Origin of the sequence: Altererythrobacter sp. KTW20L (assembly GCF_023501975.1) — a bacterium.
Lineage (GTDB): Bacteria > Pseudomonadota > Alphaproteobacteria > Sphingomonadales > Sphingomonadaceae > Alteraurantiacibacter.
Window position 1 is genome coordinate 1 of record NZ_JAMFLH010000025.1, and the last position, 1,646, is coordinate 1,646.

Below are 1,646 nucleotides of genomic sequence, written 5' to 3' on the forward strand. Positions count from 1 at the left end.
GGTGGTGCGGTGAATTCGGACCCGCGCAGCCGCGACAAGACGATCACCGGCGGCAAGGGCGCGAACCTGGCGGAAATGGCCGAGATCGGCCTGCCGGTGCCGCCGGGCTTTACGATCACGACCGAAGAATGCGTGTCCTACCTCCAGCATGGCGCGGCTTTTTCCGATGCCCTGCGCGCCGAAGTGGCCGAAGCGCTGACCCATATCGAACGCTCTGTCGGCAAGGGCTTCGGCGATGCGGCGGACCCGCTCCTGGTCTCGGTCCGCTCGGGCGCGCGGGTTTCCATGCCTGGGATGATGGACACGGTACTCAACCTCGGCCTCAACGATGCGACTGTGCAGGGGCTGGCGAGCGTATCGGGCGATGACCGGTTTGCGTGGGACTCCTACCGCCGGTTCATCCAGATGTATTCCGATGTGGTGCTCGGCCTCGACCACGGCATGTTCGAAGAAGCGCTGGAAATCGCCAAGGAGGATCGCGGCTACCTTTCGGATACCGAACTTGAAGCGGACGACTGGCAGGAACTGGTCGGCGAATACAAGCGGCTCGCCGAAGCGGAACTCGGCCACCCATTCCCGCAGGACGTGCACGAGCAGTTGTGGGGCGCAATCCGCGCGGTGTTCGATAGCTGGGATAGCGACCGGGCAAAGGTCTATCGCCGGTTGAACGACATTCCGGGTGACTGGGGCACGGCGGTCAACGTGCAGGCCATGGTCTTCGGCAACATGGGCGATACCAGCGCCACCGGCGTCGCCTTCACCCGCGATCCTGCCACCGGCGAGCGGCAATACTACGGGGAATGGCTGGTCAACGCGCAAGGCGAAGACGTGGTGGCAGGCATCCGCACCCCGCAATACCTCACCCGCGCCGCGCGCGAACTGGCCGGGGCGAGCCTGCCCAGCATGGAAGAAGCCATGCCCCAAGCTTACGGCGAACTGGCGCAGGTGTTCGACCTCCTCGAACGCCATTACCGCGACATGCAGGACATCGAATTCACGGTGGAGCGCGGCAAGCTGTGGATGCTGCAGACCCGCAGCGGCAAGCGCACGGCCAAGGCGGCTTTGCGCATGGCGGTGGAGATGGTCGAGGAAGGCCTGATTGACGAGGTGACCGCGATTCGCCGCGTCGATCCGATGGCGCTCGACCAGTTGCTCCACCCCATGCTCGACCCCGATGCTCCGCGCGATGTGCTGGCGACCGCCTTGCCGGCATCACCCGGCGCGGCGAGCGGCAAGATCGCGCTCGACAGCGACTTGGCGGAGAAATGGGCCAACAACGGCGACAAGGTGATCCTCGTCCGCGTGGAAACCTCGCCTGAGGATATCCACGGCATGCACGCGGCCAAGGGCATCCTGACCGCGCGCGGCGGGATGACCAGCCACGCGGCCGTGGTGGCGCGTGGCATGGGGCGGCCCTGTGTGTCGGGCGCTTCTGCCGTGTCGATCGACATGGGCGCACGTACCCTGCGCATCGGCTCGCGTTCGTTGGCCGAGGGCGACCTCATCACCCTCGACGGCTCCACCGGTCAGGTCATGGCGGGCGAAGTGCGCATGATCGAGCCTGAGCTGGCCGGCCACTTCGGCGTGCTGATGCAATGGGCCGACAAGCACCGCCGGATGAAGGTGCGGACCAATGCCGAAACGCC

1 protein-coding gene is annotated in these 1,646 nt (G+C 66.0%); it reads left to right on the top strand.

Translation table 11 applies throughout. The annotated features are described in order from the left end of the window. Positions 1-1,646: pyruvate, phosphate dikinase (locus tag M3P36_RS15035; protein ID WP_249704522.1), on the top strand; the 1,646-nt coding region annotated here is incomplete at both ends.